12 protein-coding genes are annotated in these 14,240 nt (G+C 38.3%); 5 read left to right on the top strand and 7 right to left on the bottom strand.

All coding sequences use genetic code 11. The features are described from left to right. The first annotated feature begins 35 nt into the window (after nucleotides 1–35). A complete protein-coding gene (locus QLG01_RS16120; RefSeq protein ID WP_192833995.1) occupies nucleotides 36–1,148 on the top strand; it encodes a transglycosylase SLT domain-containing protein in 1,113 nt (370 codons plus the stop codon). Between the two features lie 90 nt (nucleotides 1,149–1,238). On the opposite strand, the gene QLG01_RS16115 is transcribed toward QLG01_RS16120, so the two are convergent. Both QLG01_RS16115 and ttcA read right to left on the bottom strand, forming a co-directional pair. Then, on the bottom strand, nucleotides 1,239–1,622 hold the full coding sequence (locus QLG01_RS16115; RefSeq protein ID WP_002118641.1) for an SCP2 sterol-binding domain-containing protein: 384 nt from the start codon (nucleotides 1,620–1,622) through the stop codon (nucleotides 1,239–1,241). A 205-nt stretch (nucleotides 1,623–1,827) separates the two neighbouring features. Continuing rightward, entirely contained in the window at nucleotides 1,828–2,733 is a 906-nt protein-coding gene (gene ttcA / locus QLG01_RS16110; RefSeq protein WP_005307874.1) for a tRNA 2-thiocytidine(32) synthetase TtcA, read from the bottom strand. 505 nt (nucleotides 2,734–3,238) lie between these two features. Between ttcA and QLG01_RS16105 the strand changes: the two genes are divergently transcribed. Next, the gene (locus QLG01_RS16105; protein WP_282496938.1) at nucleotides 3,239–4,099 is read left to right on the top strand and encodes a lytic transglycosylase domain-containing protein; all 861 of its coding nucleotides are present in this window, start codon (nucleotides 3,239–3,241) and stop codon (nucleotides 4,097–4,099) included. Between the two features lie 246 nt (nucleotides 4,100–4,345). Beyond that, nucleotides 4,346–5,251, top strand: coding sequence for a protease HtpX (gene htpX / locus QLG01_RS16100; protein WP_282496937.1), 906 nt, complete (start codon nucleotides 4,346–4,348; stop codon nucleotides 5,249–5,251). A 49-nt stretch (nucleotides 5,252–5,300) separates the two neighbouring features. On the opposite strand, the gene QLG01_RS16095 is transcribed toward htpX, so the two are convergent. Further along, complete coding sequence (locus QLG01_RS16095) at nucleotides 5,301–5,876, bottom strand: DUF4112 domain-containing protein (protein WP_013197011.1); 576 nt, start codon at nucleotides 5,874–5,876, stop codon at nucleotides 5,301–5,303. A gap of 72 nt (nucleotides 5,877–5,948) precedes the next feature. Beyond that, entirely contained in the window at nucleotides 5,949–9,044 is a 3,096-nt protein-coding gene (locus QLG01_RS16090; protein ID WP_282496936.1) for a multidrug efflux RND transporter permease subunit, read from the bottom strand. 263 nt (nucleotides 9,045–9,307) lie between these two features. Between QLG01_RS16090 and QLG01_RS16085 the strand changes: the two genes are divergently transcribed. After that, nucleotides 9,308–10,450: a glycerophosphodiester phosphodiesterase gene (locus QLG01_RS16085; protein ID WP_282496935.1), complete on the top strand. Its 1,143-nt coding sequence runs from the start codon at nucleotides 9,308–9,310 to the stop codon at nucleotides 10,448–10,450. A gap of 45 nt (nucleotides 10,451–10,495) precedes the next feature. On the opposite strand, the gene QLG01_RS16080 is transcribed toward QLG01_RS16085, so the two are convergent. Next, complete coding sequence (locus tag QLG01_RS16080; protein ID WP_282496934.1) at nucleotides 10,496–11,458, bottom strand: MBL fold metallo-hydrolase; 963 nt, start codon at nucleotides 11,456–11,458, stop codon at nucleotides 10,496–10,498. A gap of 106 nt (nucleotides 11,459–11,564) precedes the next feature. On the opposite strand from QLG01_RS16080, the gene QLG01_RS16075 reads away from it, so the two are divergent. Then, entirely contained in the window at nucleotides 11,565–11,939 is a 375-nt protein-coding gene (locus QLG01_RS16075) for a diacylglycerol kinase (protein ID WP_016137277.1), read from the top strand. A 170-nt stretch (nucleotides 11,940–12,109) separates the two neighbouring features. Here QLG01_RS16075 and groL read toward each other — a convergent pair whose 3' ends face one another. Together groL and QLG01_RS16065 are read right to left on the bottom strand one after the other, a co-directional pair. Further along, a complete protein-coding gene (gene groL, locus QLG01_RS16070) occupies nucleotides 12,110–13,744 on the bottom strand; it encodes a chaperonin GroEL (RefSeq protein ID WP_005307896.1) in 1,635 nt (544 codons plus the stop codon). A gap of 58 nt (nucleotides 13,745–13,802) precedes the next feature. Beyond that, complete coding sequence (locus QLG01_RS16065; protein ID WP_002120604.1) at nucleotides 13,803–14,093, bottom strand: co-chaperone GroES; 291 nt, start codon at nucleotides 14,091–14,093, stop codon at nucleotides 13,803–13,805. Nucleotides 14,094–14,240 lie beyond the last annotated feature (147 nt).

The raw sequence follows: 14,240 nt of genomic DNA, 5'->3' as shown, positions 1-14,240 counted from the left end.
CTTTTGGGGCATAAATTACCTGTAGCGGAGACAACATGCACAGTAATTCAAGTTCAGGGTCGAGGCTTTGCCTTAACTCTTTATTTTCTTCTCTCCCGTTAAAAGCACTTGCACTTAGTACTATGCTTTTTCCATTTCATAGTATTAATGCAGGAAAAACCCTACAGTACAATACTGTAGTAAATACAAACACTTTAACTGTTGTTGCGGTAGAAAGCCCGACAACCGTTTTCAAAGAAGATCAGTTTTTACATGGTTTTGGTTACGACTTAGCCCGTAACTATGCACAAAGCCTTAATGTAAAGCTGGACTTTAAAATCGTGGCAGACAATGCCACTGCCCTTAGATGGGTTCAGCAAGGTAAAGCAAACTTTGCGATGACGACCGCTGGTTTAAGTACCATCGAGAACAAAGGTTTGATGTCTTTTTCTGCAAGCTGTGGTGACACAGTCGATCTGCAAAAAAATGGTTTAAATCCTGAGTTAAGCTGGGTGTTTAAACAAGCTGATGACCCCCTCACCCAGACCGCTAGTGGCTTTGTATGCCAAAGTAAGCAAAATGGTGTGACTCAGCAACTCGCTTCTTTCTATAATCGTAATGTGGTGAAACCAGAAGCTTGGTCAACCATTCAACGTGACTTAACGACGCGTTTACCGATTTATAAAGCGAGCTTTAAACAAAGTGCAGCTAAATACGATCTCGACTGGCATTTACTTGCCGCAATTGGTTATCAAGAATCATATTTAAAGCCAGAATCTGTTTCTCCCACAGGTGTTCGTGGCTTAATGATGCTGACCAATAGCACTGCTCGAGCAATGGGTGTGAGCAATCGTAGTGATCCAGCTCAAAGCATTCAAGGTGGCGCGAAGTATTACGACCAGATGTTAAGTGAATATGATGATATTCCTTTCCCTGATCGGAACTGGTATGCGCTGGTGGCCTATAATATGGGACCAGGTGCGGTAAACCAGATTCAGAAGCGCTTGCAAGCACAAGGGAAAGATCCGAACCAATGGGTTAATCTCTACGATTATTTGCAAAGTAATAAAACGCGTAATGGTCGATATAAGCAAGCGGTTCAATATGTCACGCGTATTCGTGCTTATCTTGAACATATCAAAACAGCGCAAACACGAATTAATATCTAATTTTATTATTTAAAAGTTGATAAATTCTTTGTTTGTGTGAATAAAAAGCTTACCTCTTGGGGTAAGCTTTTTATATGAATTCTTTTAGATTTAAGCTGTATGCTCTAATACTTTCTTAAACAAATCTTTTTGTTCTTGGCTTGGCTTAGCTGTTTGTAAAGCCATTAATTGAGACATATCACCTTGAACTTTAATTTTACCAGTCATGAATGCCTGCATAGCAGCAGCCATATCAAACTCTAAGAATACTTTACGTAAAGTTTCAGCATCCATATTTAAAGTTGTTTTGGCATTTGAAGACAAACCTTTTTGGATTTTACCCCCATCTAAAGCTAATTCGGTATTTCCAGAAGCATCTGTAACTACTAAATTAATTGCCAAATTCGCAAGAGCAGGTGGCAAATTAAGATCCCCTGCTTCAGCAGTTAATTTTTCGACAGTAGCAAACCAATCTTCAGTTAAAAATGCAGGCATGATTCTTCCTCAAATTTATTTGTTCAATTTCTCTAGTTGTCTATCCAGACAACATCATGTGAAGCAATTCTGCTTGAGCGTTGTTATAGCATGTAATTTAAATTTAGGGCTATGACTTTTTGTACGGAACATTCATTTTTTAGTATTTTGATACATTAAAGGCACTTGTTTATAAAGTGCCTTTAACATTGTCTATGTCTAGCGTTTATTCAGCAGCAAAGCTTAAGTTCACGACATCTAAACGGTTTTTAAGCTCTTCCGGATCTTTAAAATCTAACTCGCGCTGAGAATCTAAAGCTTCGAAATCGAACAATTCACGGTCCGCTAACTGAGACGGTGATACGTTTTGTAACGCACCGAAAATACTGTGTAAGCGTTTCGGATATTGTTTATCCCAGTCACGCAGCATTTCATTAAGCATTGCACGCTGTAAGTTTTCCTGCGAACCACAAAGGTTACATGGAATGATTGGGAACTGACGTAACTCTGCATATTTGATGATGTCTTTTTCTTCAACATATGCCAATGGACGAATCAGAATATTCTTCTTGTCCGATGATAAAAGCTTTGGAGGCATCGCCTTTAAACTTCCGCCATGAAACAAGTTTAAGAAGAACGTTGCAAGAATATCATCACGGTGATGTCCTAAAGCAACTTTAGTCGCACCAATTTCTTGTGCAAAGCCATATAAAGAACCACGGCGTAAACGTGAACATACTGCACAGTAGGTTTTACCTTCAGGTGTTAAACGTTTAGTAATGGTATAGGTGTCTTTTTCTAAAATGTAATATGGAATGTTATTTTCTTCCATATAACGAGGTAAGACATCTTCAGGAAAGCCCGGTTGCTTTTGGTCAAGGTTAACCGCAACAACATCAAAATTGATTGGTGCAATACGTTTAAACTGCAACATGATATCGAGCAAGGTATAACTGTCTTTACCACCAGACACACACACCATGACCTTATCGCCCTCTTCAATCATATTGAAGTCACGAATAGCATGCCCAACTTGACGGCGAAGCTTCTTGAGCAAACGGTAATAGGCCGAGCTTGTTGGAAGTTCAGGCTTAAAATTAAATCCCTGATTGGACTCAACTGGCGCGTACATAGACGAGATATACCCATAAATAAAAATACCGCGCAATTTTATATGATTCAGAAGAGAATCGCATCAAAAGAATAGTTTCAATTCTTGAAGTCGTCACATTGCTCATGCATGATGCAAAAGTGATGCTCTATTTTTGACTGAAGCGTTCAAAAAATGTGCAAAATGCTTACTTTTTGGACTTTTCCACAGTTTTCCACAAAACCTGTGGATAAAATTGTGGATTTCTTCGTACTTGACAAACTGTTTTGACCTTCTGTTAAGGGTTTTATTTAAATTGATCATTTTTTAACCAATGTTTTTTACCGTTTAATATCAACATGTTATTCAAGTCAATAGAATCATTTTAAAAATAATTTTTAATTTTTTTTGATGAGCATTCGAACAAAACAGCTTGATTTTTTGAAAGAGTCGAAATAAAAAAAATTACACAAAACTTCTTTAAGTAATATTTTTTGATAAACTCTTTGGCAAGTTTTAAATACCTTAAAATTGTGAATAACATAAAATGAAAAATTCGGTTCAATTTCTTATTTCTTGTTTGCTGGGGATGACCACTTTTACGGTCGGCATAACTTCGAGTTCAGCAGGCCAAATGTATATTTACCAAGATAAAAATGGTAGTACATTGCTGACTAACCGAAAAAGTTATGATCAATCACTTAAAAAAGTAAAAGTGACTTACTACCCTGATAGTAATATTCATAGTTATACGAACTGGGGAGCATCAGAAGCTTCTGTTCTGCCAAGCTACAATAAAAATAAAAATGCTTTTGATCATATTATTAAACAAGCTGCTCTACAGCATGGTGTATCTGAAGGCTTAATTAAGGCTGTCATGCATACCGAGTCAGGATTTAACGTCAATGCCCGCTCTCCAGTTGGCGCGCAAGGTCTTATGCAACTCATGCCTGCGACTGCACGTCGATTTAACGTGACCAATGCCTTTGATGCTCAGCAAAATATATTTGCAGGTGCAAAATATTTAAGCTGGTTACTCAAACGTTTTGGGGGTAATACTCAAATGGCGCTTGCTGCTTATAATGCTGGCGAAGGAAACGTTGATAAATACGGCGGTATTCCCCCTTTTCGTGAAACACAAGACTATGTACGCCGTGTAACGAGTCGATATCAAAACTTATATTCATCTGGTTCTGGTTTCTCATCTTTTTCTAATACTTCAGCACAAGTCACCTCTCAATCCTCTAATTCAGTGGAAAAGACAACAGCTCAAATAGCAACACCAGCTCCTAAATATTCCAATTCTCGTCAAATTGTGACTTTATCTAATGGAACATTTACTGATGCGCCTACAGGTACTTATGTTACAAACAATGCCACAGCAATTGCACATATTCGAATAGAGTAAGAACGTTTACTGACAGTTTATTCCGTCAAGTTTATGTGCTTTAAATTGTAAAGATCTATTACCTGATCCTTACCATTTAGGCGAATTTAGCCAATTATTCTTTAAATTTAGGTACATTCTGCTAAATGAAAGAATGTATCAATTCCTTATTTTTTTCTTGAATTTTTCCCCTAAGCCCCGCATATTAGCTGCATGATTTAGAATTTGTAAATCAGATAACATTTTATTTATAAGAGGATTTTCTCAATGATGCGGATTGGTTTGTTTTTGCTTACCAACCTCGCGGTACTGGTTGTAGCTGGCATTATTTTGTCACTCTTCGGTGTCGGTAGTTACCATGGCGCGGGTGGCTTGAATCTAGGCAACCTTTTAGTGATCTGTTTTGTGTTTGGTATGGTGGGATCTTTAATCTCGTTATTCATGTCAAAATGGATGGCTAAGAAAACGACCGGTACAGAACTGATCGACCCGAATGCTCCTCGTAACCAAGCTGAAAGCTGGTTATTGCAAACAGTCGCTGAACTTTCTCAACGTTCTGGTATTAACATGCCAGAGGTTGGTATTTTTCCATCATATCAATCCAATGCCTTTGCAACAGGCTGGAATAAGAATGATGCCTTAGTTGCATTTTCATCTGGTCTACTTGAACGTATGAACAAAGATGAGCTACGTGCTGTGCTTGCGCACGAAATTGGTCACGTTGCGAATGGTGACATGGTTACCCTAGCACTCATCCAAGGTGTCGTGAACGCCTTTGTTATGTTCTTTGCTCGCGTAGTCGGTGATTTTATCGACCGTAATGTTTTTGGTCGTCAAGATGATCAAGCCCCAGGTATGGGTTATTTCCTCATTACCATGGTATTAGATATCGTCTTTGGTATTCTCGCTTCTGCGATTGTGATGTGGTTCTCTCGTTATCGTGAATACCGTGCTGATGAAGCAGGTGCACGTTTAGCAGGTAAACAAGCAATGATTTCTGCATTATTACGTCTCCAAGCTGAGACAGAATTGCCAGATCAAATGCCAAAAGAAATGAAAGCTTTCGCGATTGCGGAAGGTAAAGAACAAGGCTTTAGCTTAGCTGCTTTGTTCCAAACCCACCCAACAATTGAACAACGTGTGGCAGCTTTACATCAATTAGATTGCCCATAAAACGTTTAACGTGAAGAGATAAAGCCTCCAACTGGAGGCTTTATTTTTATTACATGGTTTGATAGAGACCCCAAAGATAACTTGCACCCCACCAAACAGCGAAGCCAATTAAAAGTAGTACAAACGCGCCTAATAAATCGGGTATATGCAACCATAACCAACTCACCACAGGATTACGCCAGAAGGCTGAGTGCTGCTGCTTCTTTTCGAGCTTTTCATGTAAATATGGATGAACAACATGAATATCGCTCTGAATCGCATATTCTTCGCGTATGTGCGTATGAACCACATCTAATGCTTTTCTACTAGGACGTATAAAAATATCAAAAATAGTCCCAGCAACTGGAACAAAACCTACTACAGCATCTACAACTGCCAGTTTGATAACTGGAGTTAACTTGTGTTGTGGTACACCAATCTGTTTAGCTTTATAAATCGCATAACACGTCAGCACAAAACCTGCGACATCACCAGCAATCGGAATCGTGCTCAGTGCAGCATCTGCACCAATGCCCTGCTTTGTAAAAGGAATACGCACCGCGCTGTCCATCATGGTGGCAAACTTGGCAAGGTCTCGTTCTAATGCGATGACCTGTTGCTCTGTTAATTTTTTTTCTTGAGGCATCTAAATCAAATATATGAAGAGAAGTTAAACTTAATATACTTGATTTAATGCCTCTTTTTAAATTGTTTACTTTTAACTAGATGCTTTCGATCTAAATAGTGAACGTAATAACACATACATAACTGGAATAAAGAATAAAACCAGCACCGTACCAAACATAACACCACCTAAAATACTAATACCGATTTCTTGACGACTCACAGCCCCTGCACCTTGAGCAAATACAAGAGGAATCACACCTGCACCAAAAGCTAAAGATGTCATTAAAATCGGTCTTAGACGCAAGCTAGCGCCCTCTAAAGCCGCCTGAATGGCATTCTTACCCTTTTCTTGAGCCAAGGCTGCAAACTCAACAATTAAAATTGCGTTTTTACATGACAGGCCAATTGTGGTTAACAGTGCAATCTGGAAATACACATCATTTGGTAGTCCGAAAATATAAGAGAAAATGACACTTCCTCCGACACCTAACGGAATAGAGGTCATCACAGCGGCTGGAATGCTCAAGCTTTCATATAGAGCGGCTAAACATAAGAAAATAAAGCCTGCCGAAATTAAATATAACCAGACGGCCTGATTTGTCGACTTCTGTTCTTCAAAAGATAAACCTGTCCAAGCTAAACCGACATCTTTTTGCTGATTTACAAGTTGTTCAACATCTTTCATTGCCTGACCTGAACTGCTGCCACTCGCAACATCGGCCTGTAATTGCAAGGCGCTATAACCCATATAGCGTTTTACAATTTCAGGAGCGCCCCCCCAGCTAAAGTTAGCAAATGAACTAAAAGGCACCATTTCATTTTGGTTGTTACGCACAGACCAGTTATATAAATCTTCAGGTTTCGATCTGAACTCAGCATCACCTTGAATCATGACACGCTTAATACGACCACGGTCAATAAAGTCATTCACATATGTTCCACCCCACGCACTCGACAAAGTGTTGTTAATCGCGGGTAGTTCTAAACCATTTGCTAATGCTTGTTTCTGATCAATTTTGATATTGAGATTTGCTTTACTATTGGTTGATTGCTTATCAAAGTTTTCAAAAGTTGAATAATTTTTACTTTGAGTTTGCAATTGACGGAAGGTGCTATCTAGAAAATCTTGTCCTTGCCCATTTAAATCTTGAATCCATAAATCCATACCATCGGTTTGACCTAAACCATTTACTGAAGGTGGTAAAGTCACATTAATTTGAGCATTATTTAATTGACTAAAATATTTCATTGCCCGCTTTTGTATAGCATCCGCTGAGTTTTCTTTTCCAGTACGCACATCCCACGGTTTTAAAGCAATGAACCCTTGTGCTAAATTTTGCCCTGTACCCGAATTGTTTCGACCATAGCGGATTAAGACTAAATCCACATTTTTGTCTTCTTGAGTTAAGAAATATTGACGAACTTGTTCACCAATTTTCTGACTTTGAGAAATTGGAGCACTATCAACAAGCTTAATTTGAACGCTTAAAATGCCTTGATCTTCTTTAGGAATAAATCCACTTTTTAAACCGCTATAGAACAGGGCAAAAATAGCAATCAAAGCCACAAAAATCACAACAACCGACTTACTGTAACGAATGCTTGTTTGGACGATCTTGATATATTGATTTTTAAGTTGATCAATCTTTTGGTTAAACCAAACAGCCCAACGCATAGGCTGAGGGTTAGGCTTTAAAATTAAAGCACACAATGCAGGTGTTAAAACTAATGCAACAACGAGCGATAACGCCATAGCGGCAACTAAGGTAATGGAAAACTGGCGGTAAATCACCCCAATTGAGCCACCTAAAAAAGACATTGGAATAAAAACAGCAGTTAGTACCAATGTAATCCCAATTAAAGCACCACTAATTTCGCCCATTGACTCAATAGCTGCTTCTTTGGGTGTTAAGTGCTGTTCATGCATGAGCCGTTCAACGTTTTCTACGACTACAATTGCATCATCCACTAACAAGCCAATGGCGAGTACCAGTGCAAATAAGGTTAAGGTGTTAATGCTAAAACCGAGCACATATAAAACAGCAAAAGTTCCTAAAATAACAACCGGAACGGTAATACTCGGAATGAGTGTCGCGCGCCAGCTTTGCAAGAACAAAAACATTACCAGAATAACTAAAATAATCGCTTCAATAAGCGTCTTTACGACTTCCTTAATCGACTCTTGAACAAACGGCGTGTTATCACGTGGATAAACAATTTTATAACCCGCAGGTAGTTTAGTTGTAAGCTGATCTAGAGTTTGATGGATGAGTTTAGAGGTCTGAATGGCATTTGCACCCGAAGACAGTGAAATACCTAAACCTGCGGCAGGATAACCATTAATGGTGTTAAAAAACTGATAGTTTTCTGCACCCAACTCAACTCTAGCAATATCTTTTAGATAGACATAACTCGCTGTTTGGTTTGATTTCACTACAATATTTTTAAAATCTTCGACTGTTTTTAGTCGAGAACCAGCTGTAACTTTAGTATTTAAATATTGCCCATCAATAACAGGTAAATCACCAATTGCACCCGCAGCCACTTGAGTATTTTGAGCGGTGATTGCACTGGCAACATCACTTGGCATTAAATTATATTGTTTTAATTTATCAGGGTTTAACCAGATTCGCATTGCATATTGCGAACCGAAAACATCAGACTCACCCACCCCTTCAATACGGTTCAGGTTATCTACCACGTGTGTCGTTAAATAGTCTGATAGCTCAATATTCCCCGCTTTACCAGTCGAGTCATATAAACCTACCACCATAAAAGTATCGCCCAGAGACTTACTTACCGTCACTCCTTGGCGTTGTACTTCATCTGGTAAACGTCTTATCACGCCACTAATACTATTTTGTACTTGTACCTGTGCTGTATCTGGATTTGTTCCATTATCAAAACTAATGGTAATTCGGCTACGTCCCGACGAGTCGCTGGTAGAGCTGAAATAAAGTAAGTGATCAATACCTTGTATTTGCTGTTCTAAAATCTGAGTAACACTTTGCTCAACCGTTTGTGCATCTGCCCCACTATAACTTGCCGATACTGTAATTTTTGGTGGTGCAATATCGGGGTAGCGTTCTACTGGCAAATTCAGTACCGAAAAAATACCAAATGCCATAACAATAATTGCAAGTACACTGGCAAAAATAGGGCGCTGAATAAAAAATTTAGATAGCATGGCTGCTCAGAATTAAGTCGTCAATTAACGGGTGGCAATACCGAATTCGGCATCTTGATCATCAACGAGCGATATATAAAAGACAAGTAGAATTAACACAATAAATGCAATTAGGACAAAAACAAAGCAGGAATGGCTATTTCCTACAAACCCATAAAGAAGGTTTTAACAAGTGTCACTGAAAATTCATGAATTCTTCATGATCAAGTCAAACTAAATGAGCACACTGGAGCCGTTTCAACTAAAACAATATGAGTAGAATTATGTTTAAAAGAGCAATTTTATGCTTAAGTTTAATTAGCTTAGTTGGTTGTAATGACGATGATAAAACTGAAAACACACCAACTACACCAGAGTATCAACTACCTAAGATTTTAGTGATTGGGCACCGTGGCGCTAGCGCTTTACGCCCTGAACACACTCTAGCTTCATATCAAAAAGCCATTGATGATGGTGCCGATTTTATTGAACCGGATTTAGTGTCTACAAAAGACGGCGTGTTAGTTACTCGCCATGAAAATGAGATTGGTGGAACAACCAATGTAAGCACTTTAACTCAGTTTGCAGACCGTAAAACAACAAAAAATATTGATGGTAAAGACCTAACAGGTTGGTTTACAGAGGACTTCACTTTAAGTGAATTACAGCAGCTTAAAGCACGTGAACGTATTCCAGAGTTCCGACCTGCAAACACAGCCTATAATGATCTTTACCCTGTCCCGACTCTAGAACAAGTGATTGAGCTGGCTGAAGCAAATTATAAAAAAACAGGAAAAATTATTGGTTTATATATTGAAACCAAACATCCGACTTACTTTAAAAATCATAATCTGGCAATGGAAGATACTCTTCTTAAAACACTAGCCAAATATGAATATACACGTGATATTGCACCTGTCTATCTACAATCTTTTGAAGTAAGTAATTTAAAATATTTAAAAGATCAGCTCGACCTTCATAAAACCATCAAACACGCACAAATTATTCAACTTTATGACGCTAAAACCTCTCAACCAGCCGACTTCGTTGAATCTGGTGAAACTAAAACTTATGCTGATTTAGCCACAGCACAAAGCTTAAAAGACATAGCTAAATATGCAAACGGTGTAGGACCAAGTAAAGGTTATATTCTAAACTTTAATGACAATGGCTCAGTTCAAACGACTTCGTTTATTTCTGATGCGCATAAAGCTGGCTTAAAAGTACATCCTTATACTTTCCGTCCAGAAAATAATTTCTTACCAAAGCCTTTAAAATGCAGTCAAGATAAACCAGCTGAGCGCTGCCCAACTGGTGCTTTAAAAGAGTTTGAAGCCTACTTCAAAGCGGGTGTTGATGGAATCTTTACAGATGACCCAGCACTTGGCCGTGAAGCCGTTATTAATTATGAAAAAGCCGCAAAATAATTAAAGCTTTTAATAAAAAACAGGGCAATAAATGCCCTGTTTTTTTTATTTCTCTACGACATTATTAAAATAAAGTGGGATCCACTGATATTGCTCGGCGTTTACTTTATAAACATGGCCAATGCCTGGGAATGGTAAATGTGGTGCTGCAACCCATTGCTGTTTATTTGAAATTTCAGCGAACATTTTTAAACGGGTATTAATTGCCTGCTCAGAATTCACATCAAAATCCACACCAGTTTTTGGAGCATCAAACTGCAAAGAATGCGAGTGAACAATGTCTCCAACAAAAATGATTTGCTGATCATTACTCTTTAAGCGAAAGCTATGATGCCCAGGTGTATGACCGCGCGTATCGATCACTTCAAAACCTTGAATAACATCGCCATCTTTAAAGGTCTTAAATGCTTTTTTTGCTTGATATGGAGCAAGAGCAGTTTTTATGTTTTTCACAGTACCTAAATAGTTTTGCTTTTTATCTGCTGGCACTGTTTTTTCAGAAGCTGGATTTAACCAATAATCAGCTTCGCGTTCATGTGCATAAACGGTTGCATTTGGAAATACAGCTTTCCCATTTTGAGCAATACCGCATACATGGTCTGGGTGTAAATGTGTGAGCAATACTGTTTTTACATCAGCAAGTTGATAACCTGCCAATTCAATATTTTTTGCAATCGAACCCAATTGTGGGCCAAAACAACTTGCTGCACCACTATCGACAAGCGTTAAACTCTTACCATCATCTACTAAAAATGCATTGACCGAAGTTTGAATACCCTTCTCATTCACAGCAGCATATTTAGTTAATATTTTAGTTTTCTGAGTCTGATTTAAATTTTTAAACAAGTTAGGATTTAGATAAATCGTGCCATCAAGTAAAGACGTTACACGGTATTTTCCGAATTGATGCTTATAATATCCAGGTACTTGTTGAGTAGGAGTTTGCTCAGCATACGCAGCATGCATGCTACAAAATGCAAAACCCAAAGCTACACATAATTTTTTCATCTCTTCTTCTCTATTCAGTTATAAAGTCAAAATCTTTAAAAAAGATTTAATAATTTTTTAAGACCCAAATTATATAATGCATGAAATGTGTCAGAAATATAAGTAAATGAATAGCTATTCTCCTTATAAAGGTAAAACAGGCCTTAAGCGTATATTAAATGCAACGGGCTACTCGATTTCCGGATTTAAAGCAGCATATAAAAATGAAGCAGCTTTCCGTCAAATTGTTTTGATTAATCTTATTTTAATTCCAGTCAGTTTTTTTCTTGACGTAACCCGCAGTGAACACGTCTTACTCATTATCGTATGTCTATTTGCAATGATTGTTGAACTGTTCAATTCGGCTATAGAAGCAGTCGTTGACCGAGTGTCTCTTGAAAAACATCAGCTTTCTAAAAATGCAAAAGATATGGGAAGTGCGGCTCAATTTGTTGCGCTTTCTATTATTGCTATTACATGGTTGTTCATTTTATTAGGATAAAAAAAACCATGCTTATAAGTAAATAAGCATGGCTGTAACAAAGAGGAACTTCTAGCTGCTGTTCCTGTTTTTTAATATAAGTTATTGAACTTAACTATTTCTTAAAATCACGTAAAATAAAAAATCCCTGTATAAACAGGGATTTTTTTAGTTCAAGCGTTGATGCGTTATTACATCATTCCGCCCATACCACCCATACCGCCCATATCTGGAACAGCTGGTTTATCTTCTGGAATGTCAGTAATCATACATTCTGTAGTTAACATTAAACCAGCTACAGAAGCAGCGTGTTCAAGTGCAGAACGAGTTACTTTAGCTGGGTCAAGAATACCCATTTCTAACATATCGCCATATTCGCCAGTTGCAGCGTTATAACCGAAGTTACCTTCACCAGCTTTAACTGCATTGATAACTACAGATGGCTCATCACCAGCGTTTGAAACGATTTGACGAAGTGGAGCTTCGATCGCACGGCGTAAAATATTGATACCCGCTGTTTGATCGTCGTTAGCACCTTTTAGGTTGTCTAATACATTTACAGCACGTACTAGCGCAACACCACCACCAGCAACCACACCTTCTTCAACTGCTGCACGAGTTGCATGAAGTGCGTCGTCTACGCGGTCTTTCTTCTCTTTCATTTCAACTTCAGTTGCCGCACCAATTTTAATTACAGCAACACCGCCTGCTAATTTAGCAACACGTTCTTGTAATTTTTCACGGTCGTATTCTGAAGAAGATTCTTCAATTTGAGCACGGATTTGCTGAACACGCTCAGCAATAGCAGCTGCATCACCAGCACCATCAACAATTACAGTGTTTTCTTTAGAAACAGTGATCTTGTGTGCAGTACCTAAATCTTGAAGAGTTGCTTGTTCTAAAGACATACCAACTTCTTCAGAAATAACAGTTGCGCCAGTCAAGATTGCGATGTCTTGAAGCATTGCTTTACGACGGTCACCGAAACCAGGAGCTTTAACAGCACATACTTTGATAATACCGCGCATGTTGTTTACAACAAGTGTAGCAAGCGCTTCGCCTTCAACATCTTCAGCGATGATAAGAAGTGGTTTACCAGTTTTCGCAACTGCTTCTAAAACAGAAATCAATTCACGAATATTACCGATTTTTTTGTCAACAAGAAGAATGAACGGGTTTTCAAGCTCAGCTGTTAAAGTATCTTGCTTGTTTGCAAAGTACGGAGAGATGTAACCACGGTCAAACTGCATACCTTCTACAACGTCTAAAGCGTCTTCGAAGCCAGAACCTTCTTCTACAGTGATTACGCCTTCTTTACCTACTTTTTCCATCGCTTGAGCGATAAGTTTACCAACAGTAGTGTCAGAGTTAGCAGAGATAGAACCAACTTGTTCGATCGCTTTAAAATCATCAGCAGGTTTTGCATTTGAACGGATATTTTCAACTACAGTTTTTACTGCGATATCGATACCACGTTTTAAATCCATTGGGTTCATGCCTGCAGTTACAGATTTGATCCCTTCATTTAAAATTGCTTGAGCAAGTACAGTTGCAGTTGTAGTACCGTCACCAGCGATGTCGTTAGTTTTGCTAGAAACTTCACGAACAAGTTGAGCACCCATGTTTTCAAACTTGTCTTTTAAAGAAATTTCTTTAGCAACAGTTACACCGTCTTTAGTGATGTGCGGAGCACCGAAAGAACGGTCAATCACTACGTTACGACCTTTAGGGCCTAAAGTTACTTTAACAGCATCTGCAAGTACGTTTACACCTGCAATCATTTTTGAGCGAGCTGAATCACCAAATTTTACGTCTTTAGCTGACATATTAAACTCCGAATCTTTTTAAATACTGAATCTGATAATGAATTGAGTTATGGATTGATTAGCCTTCCAACACAGCTAAAATGTCTGACTCTTTCATGATTAAGAGTTCTTCACCACTTACTTTCACTGTTGTACCTGCATAAGTACCAAACAATACTTTGTCACCAACTTTAACATCCAAAGCACGTACGCCATTCTCAGTGATTTGACCATTACCTACTGCAATTACTTCACCTTGAGATGGTTTTTCAGCAGCAGAACCTGGAAGTAAAATACCGCCAGCGGTTTTGGTTTCTTCTTCTACGCGACGAATTACAACGCGATCATGTAATGGACGAATGTTGCTCATAATTAACTCCATCAGACTAAGTCTTTTTGATTAATCGTTATTGCTTTAATCCAGAGCAATAACAAAATATTTAGATGTCACTTTTGTGGGGATGAAAAAAAAGGCTTCAAGGGGAAAATGAAAAAAAACTTATCTTTTTTGGTCATT

Source organism: Acinetobacter sp. V89_4 (genome assembly GCF_029967875.1).
Lineage (GTDB): Bacteria > Pseudomonadota > Gammaproteobacteria > Pseudomonadales > Moraxellaceae > Acinetobacter > Acinetobacter oleivorans.
This window is presented reverse-complemented; position numbering and strand designations above follow the sequence as displayed.

Coding starts and splice junctions, on each gene's coding strand:
- QLG01_RS16120 (WP_192833995.1), top strand. CDS start 36: ATGCACAGTAATTCAAGTTCAGGGTCGAGGCTTTGCCTTAACTCTTTA.
- QLG01_RS16115 (WP_002118641.1), bottom strand. CDS start 1,622: ATGCCTGCATTTTTAACTGAAGATTGGTTTGCTACTGTCGAAAAATTA.
- ttcA (WP_005307874.1), bottom strand. CDS start 2,733: ATGTACGCGCCAGTTGAGTCCAATCAGGGATTTAATTTTAAGCCTGAA.
- QLG01_RS16105 (WP_282496938.1), top strand. CDS start 3,239: ATGAAAAATTCGGTTCAATTTCTTATTTCTTGTTTGCTGGGGATGACC.
- htpX (WP_282496937.1), top strand. CDS start 4,346: ATGATGCGGATTGGTTTGTTTTTGCTTACCAACCTCGCGGTACTGGTT.
- QLG01_RS16095 (WP_013197011.1), bottom strand. CDS start 5,876: ATGCCTCAAGAAAAAAAATTAACAGAGCAACAGGTCATCGCATTAGAA.
- QLG01_RS16090 (WP_282496936.1), bottom strand. CDS start 9,044: ATGCTATCTAAATTTTTTATTCAGCGCCCTATTTTTGCCAGTGTACTT.
- QLG01_RS16085 (WP_282496935.1), top strand. CDS start 9,308: ATGTTTAAAAGAGCAATTTTATGCTTAAGTTTAATTAGCTTAGTTGGT.
- QLG01_RS16080 (WP_282496934.1), bottom strand. CDS start 11,458: ATGAAAAAATTATGTGTAGCTTTGGGTTTTGCATTTTGTAGCATGCAT.
- QLG01_RS16075 (WP_016137277.1), top strand. CDS start 11,565: ATGAATAGCTATTCTCCTTATAAAGGTAAAACAGGCCTTAAGCGTATA.
- groL (WP_005307896.1), bottom strand. CDS start 13,744: ATGTCAGCTAAAGACGTAAAATTTGGTGATTCAGCTCGCTCAAAAATG.
- QLG01_RS16065 (WP_002120604.1), bottom strand. CDS start 14,093: ATGAGCAACATTCGTCCATTACATGATCGCGTTGTAATTCGTCGCGTA.